Genomic DNA, 18,012 nt, shown 5'->3' with positions numbered 1-18,012 from the left:
ACGCTGTGTCCAGGCGGCGTTGAGCAGCCGGGTCGGTGACCAGCATGCTGCGGTGCACGATGGTGCGGACCAGTGGGTAGCCGATCAGCCCGGCGGCGAACACCGCCCGCACGTTCGGGAGGCGCTCGCGTAGCACGGTGGCGACCATCAGCAGCCCGGAGGCGCTGCCGCAGGTGAGGCGCTGGGCGGCGCCGATGTGCGCACACACCGCGGCCCAATTGTCCAGACACCACTGCTCACGATCCGCCGAGCCGGAGGCGGCATACATCGCATCGAGCATGGCGACCATCGCCGCCAACCGTCGGGCACACGCCGCGGACTCCACCCGCGACCACGCATCCACCGCAGCAGCCCCGGAGGTGCCGGCGGTGTCAGCGACCAATTCATCGAACATGCTTCAAATCTAATAAGGGCATCCGACACATCCCACCCGCCAAACCACAGGCTGTGGATGAATCGGCGACTGTGGATGAACCCACTCTCAAACACCGAAAACGTCGGAGCCACATGCTATCCGGGCGCCGAAACGATCCCAGGCCACTAGACGACGACGGGCAGCGAAGCCAATCCACGCAGGGTCACGTTCGGCTTGTACGCCGCCTCGCCATCGAGTCGGGCGTCGGGGAACCGCGCGGTCACCGCGGACAGGGCGACCCTCGCCTCCAGCCGGGCCAGTGGTGCACCGAGGCAGAAGTGCACGCCGTGACCGAATGCCAAGTGCCGGATGCCGTCCCGGTCCGGGTCGAACTCGTCCTGGCGCTCGAATGCCGTCGGATCACGTTGTGCGGCAGCGAGAAGGACCATCATCGTCTCACCCTTCGGTACGGCGACGTCACCGATCGTCACGTCGTCGGCGGCGTACCGCCCGGCCATCTGTACCGGCGGATCCCAGCGCAACGTCTCCTCGATGATCGACGAGGCACGTCCGGGATCCGTCGCGAGTGCGGCCCAGTGTTGCGGGTGCCGCAGCATCGCCAGGATCGCGTTGGCGATCAGGTTCACGGTCGTCTCGTGGCCGGCGATCAACAGCAGGTTGCAGGTCGCGACGACCTCCTCGGTAGTCAGCTGATCACCGTCCTCCTCCGCCGCGATCAGAGCAGTTATCAGATCCTCGCGCGGCGTAGCGCGCCGTTCCTCGATGAGGTCGGCGAGGTATCCCCGCAGCCAGTGCCCGGCCTTCAGACGCTCCTGGAAGGTGTCGGACACCTCACCGGTGAACGTGGTGAAGGGGTCGAGCCCCTGCGCCAATAGCGCGGAGGCCCTGCTGAATTCGGGCTCGTCGTCGATCGGCACGCCGAGCATCCGGCAGATCACGGCGACCGGGAGCGGATGTGCGAGGTCCGCGATGACGTCGAACCTGCCTGCCGTGGCGATGCGATCGAGCAGCGAGTCGACCATCGAGACGATGTCGGCCTCGAGCGCCCTGACCCGCTTCGGGGCGAACGCCTGCTGGGCGAGCTTGCGCAGCCGGGTGTGGTCGGGCGGATCGAGGAAGAGAAAGCCCGGCTGCCCGAACGGTCGGGCCGGAGCGCCCTTGGCGATCTCGCGCTGGGTGACGGCGGACTTCAGCCGATCGCTGGCCGACGACGGGTGACGCAGCACGTCGCCGCAATCCTGAAGCGAGGAGAACACGACGAGGTTCTCCTCCGGTAGGACCAGCGGCCCACGTTTCAGGATCTGCCGGTAGAACGGGTAGGGGTCGGCGCGATTCGACGGATCCAGCAGCTGCACCAACAACCCTTGCGATTCGGTGGTGGTCGTCATCGTCTTATTGTGCATGCGTCGAGTAGTAACGCCCCAGAACGTGGCCGCGAAGCTCGTCGAATTCGCCCGCCGCGATGGCCGCCCGGATCTGATCGACGAGCCGGATGACGAAGCGCTCGTTGTGGATCGTGCAGAGCGTCGAGGACAACATCTCCTTGGCCTTGAACAGGTGATGGATGTACGCCCGGGTGTAGTTGGCGCAGGTGTAGCAGTCGCACTCGGCGTCGATGGGCGTGAAGTCACGTCGGTAGCGGGCCCCGGTGATGTTGTACCGGCCCGCCGCCGAGTACACCGCGGCGTTGCGGGCGACCCGGGACGGCGACACGCAGTCGAAGGTGTCCGCGCCGGCCGCGATCGCGGCGAACAGATCGTCGGGTTCACTGATGCCGAGCAGGTGACGCGGCTTGTCATCGGGCAGTTCGTCGGCGACCCAGCCGACGATGGTGGCGAGGTTCTGCTTCTCCAGCGCCCCGCCGATGCCGTAACCGTCGAAGCTCAGGCCTTCTGCGGGACCGGGGCCGTCCCCGATCGACACCAGTCCGCGCGTCGCCTGCCGCCGCAGGTCCTCGTACTGCGCACCCTGCACGACGCCGAACAGCGCCTGATAGGGCTTCGCGTGGCGCTTGGCAGTGAGCCGACGGTGCTCGGCGAGACACCGCACGGCCCAGTCGTGCGTGCGCTGCACCGACCGTTCCTGGTAGCCGCGCGTGTTCATCAGCGTCGTCAGCTCGTCGAACGCGAAGATCACGTCCGCCCCCAACTGGTGCTGGATGCCGATCGAGACCTCCGGCGTGAAGCGGTGGGTCGAGCCATCCAGATGCGACCGGAACGTCACACCGTCGTCGTCGACGTGCGCCAGGCGCTCCTTGCCCTCGGCGATCACGTCGTCGGCTTGGACGCGTCCGGCATCCATCGACAGCACCTTCTTGAAACCGACGCCGAGCGAGAGCACCTGGAACCCGCCGCTGTCGGTGAATGTGGGTCCCGGCCAGTTCATGAAGGCGCCGAGCCCGCCTGCCTCCTCGACGACGTCGGGCCCCGGCTGCAGGTAGAGGTGGTAGCCGTTGGCCAGGACGGCTTGGGCACCAACGTCTTTCATGGCCTCGGGCAGCACCGCCTTGACGGTGGCCTGAGTGCCGACGGCGATGAACGCCGGCGTGTGGATGTCACCGTGCGGGGTGTGGATGACGCCCGCCCGGCCGGAGCGGCCCTCGAGCTCGGCTTCAATCTCGAAGAACTTCGGCAGCGGCCCAGTCACCGGGTCGCCCGCAGGAACCGCACGATCGCCTCTGCGAGGTCCTCGCCCGCGTCCTCCTGAAGGAAGTGCCCGGCATTGCCGATCACCGGATGCTCGATCCCCTGAGCACCACGCATCTGACTGGTGAAGATCGGGGCCATCGCGCCAGTGATCGGGTCGCCGTCGCTGAATGCCACCAGCATCGGAGTCGGACTGTCGCACAACGTCTTCCACGCGGCACGGTTGGCGCCCGTGGCGGGATCGTGGTTCGACGTCGGCACCAGACCCGGCATCGCGCGCGGGCCTGCGCAGTACGAGTCGTCGGGGAACGGGGCGTCGTAGCCGGCGCGGACGACGTCGCTCATTGGACGTTGACAGCCGGACTGGACCAACCTGCCGATCTCGATCTCGGGCATCCCCTGGATCGCCTTGCGGAACTGCCACCAGATGTCGGGCATCGGCAGATCACCCGTCGGCAGTCCCGTGTTGGCGACGACGATCCGAGCGAACCGCTCGGGATGCTCGGCGGCCAGTCGCAGGCCGATTAGGCCACCCCAGTCCTGGCCGACGAGGGTGACGCGCCGCAGGTCGAGTTCGTCGAACGCGACGGCGCGCATCCACTCCACGTGACGCGCGTAGCTGTGGTCCCCGATGCCGGTGGGCTTGTCCGAGCGGCCGAACCCGACGAGGTCGGGGCAGATCGCGCGATGACCGGCGGCCACCAGAATCGGGATCATCCGCCGGTACAGATACGACCAAGAGGGCTCACCGTGGAGCAGCAACACTGGATCCACATCGGCTGGGCCGTCCTCCACCCACGCGATCCGTAGCCGTGCGCCCTCGCCGTCGTCGACCTCGCAGTAGCGCGGCGAGTAGGCAAAGCCCGCCAACTCGGCAAATCGGTCCTCGGGGGTGCGCAAGGTCTTCACGGGCCGAACCTACCGGCTGGCGATTGTACGAAGTGCCGGGTTGTTCGCCTTCGAAATCTGCCGGTTGGCGCCACTCGATTGCCGACAGATCTTGATCCAGGTATTTCGCGCAATCCCATGTCAGCTGGTCAATGGCACTCCATACTGCCTTGGACGATCCGCTGATCTTGACGGGTCGCAAGGACCATAAGGAGAACAGTGGTGAAGCAAAGTTTGCTGGTCGCCGTCGGCGGCGCTGCGATCGTCGTCGCCGGTCTGGCCGGCTGTTCGTCGGGGGACAAGACTTCGACGCAATCGTCGTCCTCGAGTTCGTCTTCATCGTCGAGTTCATCATCGGAGGCGAGCACGTCTGCCAGTGCCGCAGCAGGCACCAAGGTCACCATCGGCGGCCAACCCAAGGATGTCGGCGGCAGCGTCGTATGTGCCAACGCCGGCGGCAACGTGAACGTCGCGATCGGCGAAGCGATGACCGGCATCGCTGCCGTCCTGAGCGAGGCCGACCCGCCCGCCGTCACCTCGGTCGCGCTGGGCAATGTCGACGGCATCACGCTCGCCGTTGGCGGCGGACAGGGTGACGCTACTGCCGAGAAGACCGACAAGACCTACAAGATCACCGGAAACGCCGTCGGCATCGACATGGCCAACCCGATGCAGCCGACGAACAAGCCCTTCGAACTCGAGTTCACCTGCCCGTAGATTCTCCAGGCTCATCCGCTGACGGCGGCGCCCCGAAGGGGGCGTCGCCGGTGACTAAGCTCGCCAGCATGAGCGAGCCGCTGCTGAGGTCCGCAATGGTCACCGACGTCGGCGCGATCAACGAACTCGTCGTCGCGGCCTTCGGCAGGTACGTGGAGCGGATCGGCAGGCCCCCGGCCCCAATGACAGCCGACTACGCCAAACTGCTTCACACGTCACGCGTGTGGGTGGTCGAGGACGGCGAGCACGCCGGGGTCATCCTCGGACTGCTCGTCACGCAGGCCGAACCCGACCACCTGCTGATCGACGCCATCGCCGTCGCCCCCACCGCGCAGGGCCGCGGTCATGGCCGCCGACTGCTCGAACGGGCCGATGAGGACGCCCACGACGCGGGTCTGGAGGAGATCCGGCTGTGCACCAACGAGGCGATGACGGAGAACCTGTCGTTCTACCCCAGCCGCGGCTTCCACGAGACGGGACGCGGCATCCAGGACGGTTACCACCGGGTGTTCTTCGCCAAGCGGGTCGGACCGATTCCTACTTCTCGCACGTGAACTGGTTGACGTCGATGTACCCGACACGGAACATGTCGGCGCAGCCGGTGAGGTATTTCATGTAGCGGTCGTACATCTCCAGCGACTGGACCTCGATCGCCTTGTCCCGGTTGGCTTCCAGGTTGGCCGCCCAGATGTCGAGCGTCCTGGCGTAGTGCGGTTGCAACGACTGAACCCGGGTCACCTCGAACCCGCCCGCGGCGGCACGCTCCTGCACCATCGGGATCGACGGCAGCCGACCGCCGGGGAAGATCACCGTGAGGATGAACTTGAGGAACCGCGCGAAGGTGAACGTCAACGGCATGCCGCGGGCGGCCATCTCGTCGGGATGCAGACCGGTGATGGTGTGCAGCAACATGATTCCGTCATCGGGCATCGATTGATTGACCATCGCGAAGTACGCGTCGTACCGGTCGTGACCGAAGTGCTCGAAGGCGCCGATCGAGACGACCCTGTCGACGGGCTCGTCGAACTGTTCCCAGCCCTGCAGTAGCACCCGCTTGGACCGCGGACTGTCCGACGCCGCGAAGACCCGCTCGACGTGGTCCGTCTGGGTCCGACTCAGCGTCAGCCCGACGACGTTGACGTCGTAGCGCTCGATGGCGCGCATCATGGTGGCTCCCCAGCCGCAGCCGACGTCGAGGAGCGTCATGCCCGGCTGAAGTCCCAACTTTCCGAGTGCCAGGTCGATCTTGGCGAGCTGAGCCTGCTCCAGCGTCATGTCGTCGCGCTCGAAGTACGCGCAGCTGTAGGTCTGGCTCGGGTCGAGGAACAGCCGGTAGAAGTCGTCGGAGATGTCGTAGTGCGCCTGGATGTCGTCGAAGTGCGGCTTCAGGTCACCCTCGTCGGCGGGCGGTTTTGGCATCGGTGCCTCCTAAGCGGTTGCACCGAGCGTAGGGGTCGCCGACAAAGCGTCGTGCAGCGCTAGCCGATGACGGCTGGCATCGACTCCCAACCGCGCACCGTCGACATGCGGGCACGGGTCAGGTCCACGTCCCATTCCGGGAAGCGGTCGAGGATCTCGTCGAGCGCGAGGCGATCCTCGATGCGCGCCAGCGCCGAGCCGATGCAGTAGTGGGTGCCAACGCCGAAGGCCAGGTGAGAGCCCGCGTGCGCGGCATCGAACAGCTCGGCGTCACCCTGCGCATCCCGGCGACGACGTTCGCGCACATCCTGATCTCCACCAGCGACGGCGTCATCCTGTGCAGCAGGCTCGAAGACGGCGTCGACCTCTACCGGCCGATGCTCGAGCTCTACATGTCCGCACTGGTGCTGGACGCCCCCAAGCGCAGGTCATCCCGGCGTCGTTGATAACAGAGCACTCGCTCTGTTATCGTGCCGAGGTGCCCCGCCCACGGCTCTACGACCGCGACGTGGTCCTCGATGCCGCCGAGTCGCTGGCGATCCAAGCCGGACCGGCGGGCGTCACCACCCGCGCCGTCGCCGCCACGGCTGGCGTCTCGAACGGTGCCATCTACCACAGCTTTCGGTCCAGGGGCGACCTCGTCGCACAGACCTGGCTGCGCGCGGCACGCGGATTCCTGGACGTGCAAGGCGAATTGGTCGACACCGCCCTCGCCGGGCCGGACGCCGACGCGATGGAAGCCGTGGTCGCCGCCGCCGATGCGCCCGCCGTCTTCTACGAACGTCATCCGCAATCGTCACGACTACTGGTGCGGGTCAACCGAAACCAGTTGCTCGGTGAGGACGTCTCGGACGCGGTCGCCGCCGAACTGGCCGAGCTGGATCGTGCACTGATCGGACTGCTGGTGCGCCTGGCGCAGAATCTGTGGAACCGCAGGGATGCCGCCGCCGTCGATGCGATCACCCTGTGCGTCGTCGATCTGCCGACTGCTTTCCTGCTGTCCCGCAATCGAATCGCTCATGACTGGGCACGCAGAAGACTCGAGTCGGCGGTGCGCGCTGCACTTGCCGACGGCCCACCCACCCGTACCCGAACCAAGGAGTGAACTCGTGCCCATCACCACCACGTACGCCGACAAGGTCGCCGTACTGAATCTCGGCGACGACGAGAACCGGTTCTCGCTGCACTTCCTCGACGAGATCGACGGACGTCTCGACGAGATTTCGAACTCCGGCGCCGCCGGACTGGTGAGCACGGGCACCGGCAAGTTCTACTCCAATGGCCTCGACCTCGACTGGCTGCTAGCGCACGGCGATCAGATGCAGTTCTACGTCGGCCGCGTGCACGCCCTCTTCGCCCGCGTGCTGACGCTGCCCATGCCGACCGCCGCGGGGCTCAACGGTCACGCGTTCGGCGCGGGAGCAATGCTCGCGATGGCCCACGACTACCGCGTCATGCGCGAGGACCGCGGTTACTTCTGCTTCCCCGAGGTCGACATCCGCATCCCGTTCACGATGGGCATGGCCGCGCTGATCCAGGCCAAGCTCACCCCCGCGACCGCCGTCGCCTCCATGACGACGGGGCGCCGCTTCGGTGGGGCCGACGCGCTCCAGTTCGCCATCGCCGATGCCACCGCAGCGGAGGACACCCTCACCGACACGGCGGTCGGGCTTCTCGCCCCGCTGGGCGGCAAGGACCCGAACACCCTTGGCGCCATCAAGAACACGATGTTCGCCTCTGCCGTCGCCGCCCTAGCGGCCGGGTAGGACCGATGCCGAACCGGATCCGATCACTGCTCGGGGTGCGCTACCCGGTCGTCCAGGCGCCGATGACGTACATCGCGCGAGCGGAGCTCGCGGCCGCCGTCTCCGAAGGCGGCGGCCTTGGCATGATCGAGACCCTGACCCCGGAGGGCCGCGCCGATCTGCGCCGGGTGCGCGAGCTCACGGACCGACCGGTCGCGGCCAATCTGATGATCCAGGGCTGGAAGAAGGATCCGTCGATCGTCGACGCCCTGGTCGCGGCGGACGTCCGCCACGTCTTCACGTCCGCGGGAGACCCCGCCCTCTTCACCGGCCGTCTTCACGACGCGGGCATGACCGTCGTCCACGTCGTGGGATCGCTGCGGGCCGCACTCAAGGCCGAGGACGCCGGGGTCGACGCTCTGGTGGTCGAGGGCGTGGAGGGCGGCGGGTTCAAGTCCGCCCTGGGTGCGTCGACGATGGTGCTGCTGCCGCTCGTCGCCGAGCGGATCGACCTGCCGATGCTGGCCGCAGGCGGGATGTGCGATGCGCGCTCGGCTGCGGCGGCACTCGTCCTCGGCGCCGAGGGCGTGCAGATGGGCACGCGAATGCTGGCCAGCGACGAGGCCGCCGTCCACGCGAACTTCAAGGACGCCATCGTGGCGGCCGACGACGACGGAACCGTGATGCTCGACCTTCCCGGCAACCCCACCATGCGGGTGCTGCGGACCGGCTTGGCGGCGAAGCTGGCCACCTCCGCGCTGCAGGCACCGCTGCTCGGCGGGATCACCAGCCTGTACTTCGACGGCGACATGGAGGCCAGCGTGGCGAATACGGGTCAGGTGTCGAGCCGGATCACCGGACTGCTGCCGGTCTCGGAGATCGTGCGACGCACGTGGACGGAGATCGAGGCGGTGCTGACGGCCGCCGCGGCACGCACGACCTGAGGGACCAGCCTCAACTGGCCGGATAGTCGCGCCGCAGCAGATCGTGGAACGCGAACGCCGGAACGCACGGCGATCCCATGCCCACCCGGGTAGCCCGGACCACCGCCAGCCGGGACGTCTCGATCGACCGGAAGAGCACACCGTGGCGGCCGTCGCCATCGGTCGAGTACAGCGTGACGTGGGTCTCCAGAAAGCTCCCGAAGTAGGGAATCGGACGCGAAAGACCAAGCGCCACTTCACTCATCGCGAAGGGGGCAAGTCCGACGTGGGTCGCTCCATCGCCGAATGCCATCGGTCGCGTACCACGCGGGTACAGGTGCGCGACCGATTCCGGGTTGACGGGCCAGTGCACGAAGGTGAGGCTGCGCCAATGCTGCTGGGTGAAGTCGGCTCGCGGCAACACCGGCGGGTCGATTGGAATGGCATCGGGCAAGGGGATCGGATGGACCGGACACGTCGCGATCGTGTCACGTTGGATCCCGCGGCCTACGACCCGGCACCGTCCCGCCCCTCGACGCCGGCGACCCGCTCGTGAGCAGTCAGGAGCAACTGGTCGTAGCTCGACCTTGGTGGCAACACGTCCGAATAGCTCAGCGCCAGAAAGTCCTTGACGATCTGCTGCCCGATGGCTCGGAGCTTGACATTGGTCATCTGCGAACGCCACTTGAGCAGGTCGAACGCCGCCTCGGCACTGATGCGATAGACCAGCATCAGCATTCCCTTGGCCTGCTCGATGCCACCACGATTCTCGCTGATCTCGGCGACGGCCTCCGTCACCGACCGTTGATGTTCCCGGTCGGTCGACGGCGTGACGTCGACGTAGTAACCGTGCGTCCCGATCACCTCGCCACCGTCATCGCGCAGGCGGTCCCCGACGACGACCACCTCGCGAACGCGACCCGCAACGTCGACGATGCGGTGGCGTGCGCTGAACGGCCTGCCCGTGCGGACGATCTCCTCGAGCGTCGCGGCTACGTGACTGTGGTCGTCGGGATGTTTGTGCGAGAGCACGAGTTCAGTCGTGGGAGCGGCTTCACCCGGCCCGTAACCGTGCATGCGCTCGACCTCGGGCGACCATTCCCAGCGCTGGTCGGCGAAGAAGAACCGAAAGGGGCCCGCCCATTGAGTTTCGCCGCCGCCGGGCACCCCCCGGGCCGGGGTACCCGCGTCGCGACCGTCATCCAAGATGAACATCGGACTCAGGCCTGGGCGTGGCGTATTGGAACGTGGCGGGACATGCAATCGCTAGCACCATTCACCTCCGGGGTCTGAGGAAGTAAAGCTGTTTTCGTTGCGAAGGGCGTTATACCTCAACGCCACCCCGCGCGGCAAGAGGGAAAGCGAACGGCTTGGCGTTTTGGGCGCGACGAAGCGGGGCAATCACCCTCGGTGATGAACGAGCCAGTGGCGGATGACGACGCCCGCCTCGTGCGCATCACCCCTGGCGGCCCCTTGATGATCCAGGGTCCCGTGCGGATCGAGATGCCCGACGGCACCTCGGTCGAGTCGGACCGCTTCATGGTGGCGATCTGCACCTGCAAGCGCAGCAAGACGTATCCGCTGTGCGACACCAGCCACCGCAAGCGGCGCCGCGATGACGAGTGATCAGGCGAAGGGTCGACGTAGCGAGCTTCGGATTGAGACCTCGTTCACATGCCGGTGACCCACGATTGGCAAAGGACTCGACGGGTATGCAATTTGAAGGTGCACCCCGCACCGACGTGTTCCGTCAATGCCGAAGGGGCGAACCAATATGACGACACCCAGCACCAACACCCTGGTTGCGCAGTTGCGCGCAGTGCTCGACCTGACCAACACCGAGATCCAGGTGGCCGAGACCCGCGTCGCTCAGGCGCGCACCGAGGCGGTCCGCAAGGAACTGTCTCAGAACGCCGCCAATGGGCGCGCACGCGCCGAGTCCATCGAGTCCGCCATCCGTGACCTCGGCGGCCACTCTGACGTGATCGGCCCGTTCTTCGGCCGCGCCGCCGCGGTCGTGAAAGCACTCACCGAACAGGTCCAGCCGTTCGACGAGGCACTTCTCGGCGATCTGGCTCTCGAGCACCAGTTGTGCGACCGCGCCCGCTACATCAAGGCACTCGCGGTCGCCGCGAAGCGTTCGGACGTCGAGGCTCTGGCCGCGCGCCTGATCACTGCGCACGCTGCCACGGTCGACTGGCTCACCACCGTGTTGGCCGAAGATGCGCTCGGTGGTCCCGCCGCACTGCGGCGCACGCCATTGCAGGCCGCTGCGGGCACGGCGATCCAGCTGGTCAACCTGCCGGTGAACTGGTCGGTTCGCGGGCTCGACAGGGCTGTGGAAACCGTGCGGGCGACCCCGCTGGCACTGAGCGAGCTGTTCAACCGCGGCAAGCAGGCCGGTGACCTGGCCGCCAAGACCCTGTCGTCCTCGCGCGATGCCGCACTGGAGACCGCCGAGAACGTCATCCGCGACGGTGGGGCCGACCAGGCCGCCGACGTGGTCCACTCCGTGCGGACCGCCACCGGCGTCCTCGATCCCTCCGAATTGCCGATTCACGGCTTCGACGAGCTGAACGTGAGCCAGGCCGTCGCCGCGGTCAAGGACCTGACCGATCCCTCCGACGTTCGGGCGATCCTCGCCTACGAGGAGTCGCACAAGCAGCGCCAGGGCGTCGTCTCCGCCGCGCAGGCGCGGGTCGCGCAGATCGCGCAGGAGGTCGTCGGGATCGGGTAACACCGCATGTCGAGACGCTTAGACAAGCACCCCCGCCGCATTGGCGGGGGTGTTCTCGTGCGGGACGCGGCTACCAGTTGCGCACGCCGGGGAGATAGCCGACGGGCTTGTCCCCCACCTTGATGCCGGGGCTGATGAGCTGATTCTGATAGCCGGGGGTGAACATCCGGTACACCGACTCGGGCGCGACGGCGCTCGCCTCATCCAGTTCGGCACGCAACTCGCCGGGCAGTTCCACGTCGAGGGCGGCCATCGTGGAACCGAGCTGGTCCGCGCTGCTCGCACCGACGATGGCGGACGCGATGCCCGGTTGAGTGGCGACCCAGTTGATCGCCACCTGAGCCATCGACACTCCGAGCTTGTCGGCGACGTCGCCCAGCGGCTTGAGCAGCTGCCACTGAAGGTCCGACAGGTCGAGTCCCGATGCTCCGGGGATGCTCAGCCGCCCGCCACCCGAGAGCCCCTTGTCTGCATGGCGGTACTTGCCACTGAGGAATCCCCCGCCGAGCGGACTCCACGCCGTGATGCCGAGGCCGAGGGTCTGTGACATGGCGACGTGCTCCACCTCGATCTGCCGCTCGACCAACGAATAGGGCAGCTGCAGGTTGATCATCGGAGGCAACGAGTGCGCCTCGGCGAACGTCTGGGCCTGCGCCGCATACCAACTGGGCACGTCGGACAGCCCTGCGTAACGAATCTTGCCTGCCCGCACCAGGTCGTCGAAGGTGCGCAGGACCTCCTCGACCGGTGTGAGCCGGTCCCAGGTGTGCAGCAGGAAGAGGTCGACGTAGTCGGTGCCGAGACGCCTCAGTGAGTCGTCGAGGGCCCGGATCATGTGCTTGCGTCCGTTCCCTCCGGCGTTGGGGTCACCGGGGGTGACGCTGTTGGTGAACTTGGTGGTGAGCACCACACTGTCCCGTGCCTTCGCCTCGGCGATGAGCCTGCCCAGGATGATTTCGCTCTCTCCTGCGGTGTAGAAGTCCGCCGTGTCGACGAAGTTGCCGCCACCCTCGAGGTAGCGACGGAAGATGGGTCGCGCTTCGTCCTCGGTCTTGCCGTAGGCGGCGTGGTAGCCCGCGGTGCCGAAGTTCATCGTGCCGAGCGCCAGTCGGCTCACGCGCAGTCCTGACTTGCCGAGTAGATAGTACTGGTCGAGTGCCATGGGAGTCAGCGTGCCGCCCACAAAATGGACCCGCAAGTCCAGAAATTGCCGATGGCGGCCGTCCCGTCTGCGTCGACCGGCCACGGCCTTGCGCCGATGTCGGTAGCGTCGTCGCAATGGCATTCATGGGCATGTCCAGACCGGGACTTCGACGGCTCGCCCTTCCCGCCCTCGCGTTCGCTGCCGCGTGCACCACCGCGCCGTGCGCCGTGGCGAATGCCTCACCGGTCTTCGACGTCGACGGATACTCCACGTGCACCGCGACCACGGTGCCGGCTCCGGATCAGGACTTCGACGCCGTCGCCACCACGTGCTGCGTGCAGAACGCCGGTGTTCCCGCTCCGACCAGGTTCGGAATGGGTTGCGTCGCACCGATGGACGGCGGGTCGGCGGACGAGCGGCCAACCATCGTGCTCCCGATGCGACCCGCACCACCGGAGGACGCCGACGGCGCCCTGGGTGACCTGCCCCTCCCGGAGCCGATTCCGTAAGGCCCCGGTCAGCCGGCAGGCGGTGGCGGTGGCGGTGGCGGTGGCGGAAGAATCAGGCCGGGCGGTGGGGTAGGACCATCGGCGGGATCGGGCAGGAATTGGACCGGTCCGGCGGGGATGACGGTGCCCGGCGGTGGGGCGGTGCCCGGCAGCGGTTCGCCGAGTTGTTCCTGGGGCATCTGACCGAGCAGTCCGCCCTTGAGGTCACCGGCGCGATACTCATCGATGTAGCGACCGAGCCACTTGCGCTTGTTGACGTCGGCGTTCTCATCACCCGGGGCGACCCCGAACTGCTGGCCCTGCCCGGGGGCGGCGGGTGCCAGGTTGATGGCCCCGGCTCCGTAGGCGTTGTTGAACACGTTGAGGTTCGGCGGCGTCCCCGGACCCGCACCCGGCGCGGATGGCACCGCGTTCAGACCCAGCACGGAGTCGCGATCCAGGCCCGCCACCGTCGGCACACCCAGGGTGCCCGGGACGTCAGCCGGAGCCGTGTTGCTCTGCGCCAGCACGTCGACCCCGGCCGGGCCTAGTTGGCCCATCCCTGGCACCGTCGGGCCCTGCGGTGGAGGCGGGGCCGGATCACCTGGGGCCGGCAGCGGATCAGGCGGAGCGTCGTCGGCAGCGGCGGTCGCCGGGAAGGCGACCGCCGCCCCGGCGGCGAGGACCCCGAAAGCCAGGGTGGCGATGCGATGTCGGTCAATCATGGTCCAGAGCCTCGCTTCTCAGACGGCCTTGGTGGTGCCGTAGTAGGCCACTACGTCATCGGTGTCGGTCGTCGAACTGGTCATCGTCGCGTACGACCGCAGGAACGACTGACCCACGCAGCCATCGACCTTGACGTGGGTGTCCTTGAGCGTCACCCGCACCGGGGCGGCCTTGAACGACTTCTTGTCCACCGTCACGGTGGACACCGTGCCCGGCTTCGGGTGAATCTCGATGGTGCCCGACAGCGGGGCCGAAAGGCTGCCGGTCGTGGTGGCACCAAAGGTCCCACCTATGGTAACGCCCGCCTGGCCGATGAGTCGGACCTGGCCGAGTTCGATGCCGCAGCCGACCTGATAGCCGGCCTCCAGCGTGCCACCGGACAGCGTGGTCTTGCCGCTGCCGGTCACCGTGCCGGTGAACGTCCCACCCACCAGATACTCACGCGACGACGTCGCCGTGGTCAACGGCGCGATCGGAAGTTCGGTCTCGTTGGCCGCCGCGACGGTCAGCACCCACCCATCGGGAGTGGTCACGACGCCGGGCTCGGACGAGCCGACGATGCCGTTGTCCGGCGGCGGGCCGGGATCGCCGACCGACGCCGCCGCGGGATCGGGGTCCGGCGGCGGATCCGCCAACGCGAGAGGCGCAGTCCCGACCGGGATGAGCAGGCAAGTAGCCAGCAGGGCAAAACGATTGAACATGGCGAGGCCTTTCAAAGAGTGGGTGGGCAGCTGGCAGTTAGACGGACTTGGTGACGCCGAGATAGGTGATGACGTCATCGGTGTTGTCGGTCGAACTCGTCAGCGTCGCGTAGGAGCGAATGAACGACTGGCCCGCGCACTGATCGGTCTTGACCCGCACACCGGTCAGGGTGATGCGCGTCGACGTCCCCTTGAAGGACTTCTTGTCCAGCGCGACCGTCGTGACGGTGCCTGGCTTGAGGTACACCTTGCCCTGCAGGCTGATGCCTGCGCTGATCGTCGGGATGCCAGTGGGCAGGTTGATTCCCGGGGTCAGGCTCGCGCCGGGGTTGATCTCGGTCTCATCCGAGATGATGCCGCACCCGATCTGCTCACCGGCCTCCATCGACCCACCGGTCAACTTGGTCTTGCCGCCGCCGGTGATGGCCCCGGTGAAGGTGCCCGAGATCAGGTACTCCCGGGAGGAGATCGCCGTGGTCAGCGGCGCCACCGGCAGTTGGGTCTCGCTGCTTCCCACCACCGAAAGGTGCCAGCCGTCCGGGGTGTCGAGAATTCCGGGAGCCGCCGAAGGGACCGCACCCGTATCGGGCGGCGGACCAACCGGTGCACCCACCGGTTGGATCGACGGGTCCGGAGGCGGCGGGTCGGCCAACGCCACCGGCGCTGCCAAGACCGGGATGGCAATGCAAACAGTTGCCAGCGTGGCAAAACGGTTCAACATGGTTGTTTCGGCGCCTCTCTTGGTCGGAATCCGGCGGATCCAACGAATCTGTCGGGACGGAGCATCCAATGGCGGGGTTGCCGGACGGTGAACGGTCGACGAACAGCTCGCGCCTCGTGCCCATCCAGTGCGCGTCTCGCCAAGTCGCGCCGCTCCATGCTGCTGATATGCGTGAAGTCCAGTTCCCCCGAAGCAATTTCACAGTTTCGAACCGTGCAATGGATTGCGATCGGACGGCGCGGGTTGGTCGCCCGTTCACCAACTGGACACCTGATTAACCGACTGTGGGTGCGGATTGTGCTCTCGGAGGCGCGATTTGACTAACTTGGAGGAAATCTTGAGGTCATCCCGCGTGTGCGAGCGAGCGTTAGCCGCCTCCTTCATCGCCTCAGTCATCGGATTGGCCTGCGTTTCAACGGCTTCCGCCGATGACGGTGACGCCAACGCTCCCCCGAACCCCGCAATTCAGGTCAACGCCGCGCCGATGTCCGACAATGCCGCCGCCCCCGCCGTCACGGCCTGTGGGGAGTTCGCCACCGCGCTGGACGGCGCCTCGACCTACTACGGGGAGTTCGCCGACTCGTTCGAGGGCACCTCTTACGGGGACCCAGGCGTCCAGAGCAGCAACGAGGTAGGTCGGACCGCGTTGCGGCAGGCGGCAGGCGTGGCCATGGACGCCGCAGGCACACCCGGGCTGGACCCGGCGATCGGGGATCCGATGCGCGCGTGGTCGGTGGACGCAACCAAGCTCCTCCTCAAGATGGGGCTGCACATCTCAGGCGAGAGCCTGAACACGACCGCGACCGAGATGAACAACGACGCCACCAACGCTCAGCAGGCGTGTGCCGCCGCCGGGACGCATGCCTGAGTCGAGATGAAGCGGGTCGCGGTGGTAGTACTCGCGTTCGGTCTCGCCGTAGCGGGCTGCTCGAAGGGAGCCAGCCAGCCAGCGGCGGCGCCGCAGCTGATCGGTGCGAACGCCCTCGACCGAGAGCTACTCAGCACCGGCGAGGTCGACTCCGTCATGGGAACCAGCGGGATGACGGCACACCCACGCGTCGAGGTGATGAGCGATCACCGCAATCTCCTGCCCAATCTCAACTGCCTCGGGATCTGGCAGGTGAACGAAGCCGGGGTCTACGGCGGCGACGGCTGGATCGCCCTTCGCCAGGAGCTGCTTCGGTCACCGGATTCCGACCGCTGGCAGAACCTGGCGGTGCAATCGGTGGTCAACTATCCCTCGACCGATGCGGCCCGCGACTTCTTCGAGCAATCGTCGGACCGGTGGTCGAAGTGCACCAACCACAACGTGAACATCACCCTGAACGACAAGCTGCTGCCGAAGTGGCGAAGTGGCGAGCTGACCAAGACCGACACAGAGCTCGCGATACCGTTCACCCGGGGCAACGCCAGTGGAGTCGATTCGTGCCAGCGTGTACTGGCGGTCGCCAACAACGTGATCGTCGACGTGCAGGCGTGCAAACGAGATTCCTCGACGGTGACGCAGGCCGTCGCCATCGCAGGCGAGATCGAAGCCAAGCTGCGCCGGTAGGGGCCTAGCCGATACCGATGCCGACGCCACCGGTGAAGCCGGAACCGTCGTCCCCGTTTGGGCAGGCGACGTCCACGTAGACCGTCGTGAACGTACCTTCGGTCGGTGCCTCGTGGCTGGGGTTGTTCACTCCCGTGACCCAGCATTCGGACAGCGGTTTGGTGTCGTAACCGGTGGTCCAGTTGATCCGAACGTCGTAGCCCTCGGCTTGCAGATCGTCGATGGCGGCGCTGGCCGACTGCCCGCTGCCAACCGGCGGAAACGGGTCGGCCGCGGCGAGTGGCGCCACGACGATCGCCGACACCGCCCCCGCGGCCAACAAGGCCGCGAGACCTGCTTTCAAAACCTGTCGGACCACGTCCCCAAGCGTAGGCCGGAGTCGCGTTACCGACGGCCCAGTACGGGGGCCTATAAGGGGGGTGCGTTGAGCTGGCGGGGTATAAAATCCGACAAAGCCCACCTCACAGGTTCGGGGCCGTTTTTGTTGGCCAGCGCGCCCGGGAACGTCAGGCTGGTCCAGCAGAGGGCCGAACACTCATGTAGTGAAGTGAGGGTTTCTCATGCGAGCACTGATCAATTCATCCCAGGTAGCCCGCCTGAGCACTGGTAACGGCCTACCCAGCGTCGTCGTCACCGGCATCGCCATGACGACGTCCATCGCCACCAGCGCGGACGACACCTGGAAGGCCCTGCTCGACGGGCAGAGCGGTATCCGACTGCTCGACGACCCGTTCGTCGAGCAGTACAACCTGCCGGTCCGCATCGGCGGTCATCTGCTCGAGGAGTTCGACGGCGACCTGACACGCGTCGAGCTGCGTCGCCTCGGTTACGTCCAGAAGATGTCCACCGTGCTGGGTAGGCGAGTATGGGAGAACGCAGGCAATCCCGACGTGGACACGACCCGTTTGGCGGTGTCGATCGGGACCGGTCTCGGCGCTGCCGAGGCCCTGGTGTTCGCCTACGACGGCATGCGCGAGCGGGGCGTGACGGCCGTGTCGCCATTGGCGGTGCAGATGTACATGCCGAACGGGCCCGCGGCCGCCGTCGGCCTCGAGCGACATGCCAAGGCCGGGGTGATCACGCCGGTGTCGGCCTGTGCCTCGGGTTCGGAGGGCATTGCCCGCGCCTGGCAGCAGATCGCGCTCGGCGAAGCCGACATTGCGATCTGCGGTGGCGTCGAAACCAAGATCGAAGCTGTGCCGATTGCCGGGTTCGCCCAGATGCGCATCG

23 protein-coding genes and 2 pseudogenes are annotated in these 18,012 nt (G+C 66.9%); 12 read left to right on the top strand and 13 right to left on the bottom strand.

The annotated features are described in order from the left end of the window. The 4 genes from QOI01_RS21775 to QOI01_RS21760 form a co-directional block, all read right to left on the bottom strand. Positions 1-394, bottom strand: a 394-nt coding sequence (locus tag QOI01_RS21775; RefSeq protein ID WP_526384605.1) for a DUF222 domain-containing protein, incomplete at its 3' end; no start/stop codon positions are given. Between the two features lie 146 nt (positions 395-540). Beyond that, positions 541-1,764 carry a cytochrome P450 gene (locus QOI01_RS21770; RefSeq protein WP_526384603.1) on the bottom strand — a complete coding sequence of 408 codons (1,224 nt, stop codon included), beginning with the start codon at positions 1,762-1,764 and terminating at the stop codon, positions 541-543. A gap of 4 nt (positions 1,765-1,768) precedes the next feature. Continuing rightward, on the bottom strand, positions 1,769-3,022 hold the full coding sequence (gene tgt, locus QOI01_RS21765; RefSeq protein ID WP_526384601.1) for a tRNA guanosine(34) transglycosylase Tgt: 1,254 nt from the start codon (positions 3,020-3,022) through the stop codon (positions 1,769-1,771). After that, positions 3,019-3,930, bottom strand: a complete 912-nt coding sequence (locus tag QOI01_RS21760) for an alpha/beta fold hydrolase (protein ID WP_526384599.1) — start codon at positions 3,928-3,930, stop codon at positions 3,019-3,021. Before QOI01_RS21760 ends, tgt begins: the two co-directional genes overlap by 4 nt. Positions 3,931-4,131: 201 nt before the next feature. Between QOI01_RS21760 and QOI01_RS21755 the strand changes: the two genes are divergently transcribed. Together QOI01_RS21755 and QOI01_RS21750 are read left to right on the top strand one after the other, a co-directional pair. Continuing rightward, positions 4,132-4,626, top strand: coding sequence for a lipoprotein LpqH (locus tag QOI01_RS21755; RefSeq protein WP_526384597.1), 495 nt, complete (start codon positions 4,132-4,134; stop codon positions 4,624-4,626). A 68-nt stretch (positions 4,627-4,694) separates the two neighbouring features. After that, positions 4,695-5,180: a GNAT family N-acetyltransferase gene (locus QOI01_RS21750; protein ID WP_526384595.1), complete on the top strand. Its 486-nt coding sequence runs from the start codon at positions 4,695-4,697 to the stop codon at positions 5,178-5,180. Here the strand turns inward: QOI01_RS21750 and QOI01_RS21745 are convergent. Beyond that, positions 5,164-6,045 carry a cyclopropane mycolic acid synthase family methyltransferase gene (locus QOI01_RS21745; protein ID WP_526384593.1) on the bottom strand — a complete coding sequence of 294 codons (882 nt, stop codon included), beginning with the start codon at positions 6,043-6,045 and terminating at the stop codon, positions 5,164-5,166. The two genes, QOI01_RS21750 and QOI01_RS21745, sit on opposite strands and share 17 nt — an antisense overlap. 59 nt (positions 6,046-6,104) lie before the next feature. Then, a pseudogene (locus QOI01_RS21740) lies at positions 6,105-6,284 on the bottom strand (cytochrome P450); the annotation flags it as partial. On the opposite strand from QOI01_RS21740, the gene QOI01_RS21735 reads away from it, so the two are divergent. The 4 genes from QOI01_RS21735 to QOI01_RS21720 are packed head-to-tail and all read left to right on the top strand — an operon-like array spanning position 6,255 to position 8,734. Beyond that, positions 6,255-6,491 (top strand): hypothetical protein, encoded by a 237-nt coding sequence (locus QOI01_RS21735; RefSeq protein WP_526384607.1) that lies wholly within the window; start codon positions 6,255-6,257, stop codon positions 6,489-6,491. The pseudogene QOI01_RS21740 and the gene QOI01_RS21735 overlap by 30 nt on opposite strands. 32 nt (positions 6,492-6,523) lie before the next feature. Then, positions 6,524-7,150, top strand: coding sequence for a TetR family transcriptional regulator (locus QOI01_RS21730; RefSeq protein ID WP_526384591.1), 627 nt, complete (start codon positions 6,524-6,526; stop codon positions 7,148-7,150). A 4-nt stretch (positions 7,151-7,154) separates the two neighbouring features. Further along, a complete protein-coding gene (locus tag QOI01_RS21725; RefSeq protein WP_526384589.1) occupies positions 7,155-7,811 on the top strand; it encodes an enoyl-CoA hydratase/isomerase family protein in 657 nt (218 codons plus the stop codon). 5 nt (positions 7,812-7,816) lie between these two features. Then, positions 7,817-8,734: an NAD(P)H-dependent flavin oxidoreductase gene (locus QOI01_RS21720; RefSeq protein WP_526384588.1), complete on the top strand. Its 918-nt coding sequence runs from the start codon at positions 7,817-7,819 to the stop codon at positions 8,732-8,734. A 67-nt stretch (positions 8,735-8,801) separates the two neighbouring features. Here QOI01_RS21720 and QOI01_RS21715 read toward each other — a convergent pair. Then, positions 8,802-9,212, bottom strand: a pseudogene (locus tag QOI01_RS21715) (DUF2071 domain-containing protein); the annotation flags it as partial. Positions 9,213-9,220: 8 nt separating this feature from the next. Continuing rightward, positions 9,221-9,928: an ANTAR domain-containing protein gene (locus QOI01_RS21710; protein ID WP_526384586.1), complete on the bottom strand. Its 708-nt coding sequence runs from the start codon at positions 9,926-9,928 to the stop codon at positions 9,221-9,223. Between the two features lie 198 nt (positions 9,929-10,126). Here QOI01_RS21710 and QOI01_RS21705 point away from each other — a divergent pair, with 198 nt between their 5' ends. Continuing rightward, positions 10,127-10,339, top strand: a complete 213-nt coding sequence (locus QOI01_RS21705; RefSeq protein WP_526384584.1) for a CDGSH iron-sulfur domain-containing protein — start codon at positions 10,127-10,129, stop codon at positions 10,337-10,339. Positions 10,340-10,487: 148 nt separating this feature from the next. After that, positions 10,488-11,450 (top strand): ferritin-like domain-containing protein, encoded by a 963-nt coding sequence (locus QOI01_RS21700; RefSeq protein WP_526384582.1) that lies wholly within the window; start codon positions 10,488-10,490, stop codon positions 11,448-11,450. A gap of 70 nt (positions 11,451-11,520) precedes the next feature. On the opposite strand, the gene QOI01_RS21695 is transcribed toward QOI01_RS21700, so the two are convergent. Then, a complete protein-coding gene (locus QOI01_RS21695) occupies positions 11,521-12,612 on the bottom strand; it encodes an aldo/keto reductase (protein WP_526384580.1) in 1,092 nt (363 codons plus the stop codon). 116 nt (positions 12,613-12,728) lie between these two features. On the opposite strand from QOI01_RS21695, the gene QOI01_RS21690 reads away from it, so the two are divergent. After that, positions 12,729-13,103 carry a hypothetical protein gene (locus QOI01_RS21690; protein WP_526384578.1) on the top strand — a complete coding sequence of 125 codons (375 nt, stop codon included), beginning with the start codon at positions 12,729-12,731 and terminating at the stop codon, positions 13,101-13,103. 8 nt (positions 13,104-13,111) lie between these two features. Here QOI01_RS21690 and QOI01_RS21685 read toward each other — a convergent pair whose 3' ends face one another. The 3 genes from QOI01_RS21685 to QOI01_RS21675 are packed head-to-tail and all read right to left on the bottom strand — an operon-like array spanning position 13,112 to position 15,230. Next, entirely contained in the window at positions 13,112-13,807 is a 696-nt protein-coding gene (locus QOI01_RS21685; protein WP_526384576.1) for a hypothetical protein, read from the bottom strand. Between the two features lie 18 nt (positions 13,808-13,825). Beyond that, positions 13,826-14,509, bottom strand: a complete 684-nt coding sequence (locus QOI01_RS21680) for an MspA family porin (protein WP_526384574.1) — start codon at positions 14,507-14,509, stop codon at positions 13,826-13,828. A 37-nt stretch (positions 14,510-14,546) separates the two neighbouring features. Then, positions 14,547-15,230 carry an MspA family porin gene (locus tag QOI01_RS21675; protein ID WP_526384572.1) on the bottom strand — a complete coding sequence of 228 codons (684 nt, stop codon included), beginning with the start codon at positions 15,228-15,230 and terminating at the stop codon, positions 14,547-14,549. A 484-nt stretch (positions 15,231-15,714) separates the two neighbouring features. Between QOI01_RS21675 and QOI01_RS21670 the strand changes: the two genes are divergently transcribed. Both QOI01_RS21670 and QOI01_RS21665 read left to right on the top strand, forming a co-directional pair. Next, on the top strand, positions 15,715-16,098 hold the full coding sequence (locus QOI01_RS21670; RefSeq protein ID WP_526384570.1) for an Rv2240c family protein: 384 nt from the start codon (positions 15,715-15,717) through the stop codon (positions 16,096-16,098). A 6-nt stretch (positions 16,099-16,104) separates the two neighbouring features. Then, positions 16,105-16,782 carry a sensor domain-containing protein gene (locus QOI01_RS21665; protein WP_526384568.1) on the top strand — a complete coding sequence of 226 codons (678 nt, stop codon included), beginning with the start codon at positions 16,105-16,107 and terminating at the stop codon, positions 16,780-16,782. A 4-nt stretch (positions 16,783-16,786) separates the two neighbouring features. Here the strand turns inward: QOI01_RS21665 and QOI01_RS21660 are convergent, their stop codons facing one another. Next, entirely contained in the window at positions 16,787-17,140 is a 354-nt protein-coding gene (locus QOI01_RS21660; protein ID WP_526384566.1) for a hypothetical protein, read from the bottom strand. A 202-nt stretch (positions 17,141-17,342) separates the two neighbouring features. Between QOI01_RS21660 and QOI01_RS21655 the strand changes: the two genes are divergently transcribed. Then, the coding region (locus QOI01_RS21655; protein WP_526384564.1) for a beta-ketoacyl synthase N-terminal-like domain-containing protein at positions 17,343-18,012 on the top strand (670 nt) is incomplete at its 3' end.

It is taken from the genome of Mycobacterium sp. (assembly GCF_032162605.1).
GTDB lineage: Bacteria > Actinomycetota > Actinomycetes > Mycobacteriales > Mycobacteriaceae > Mycobacterium.
The sequence above is the reverse complement of the archived record's forward strand: the minus strand, read 5'-3'. Positions and strand labels throughout refer to the sequence as shown.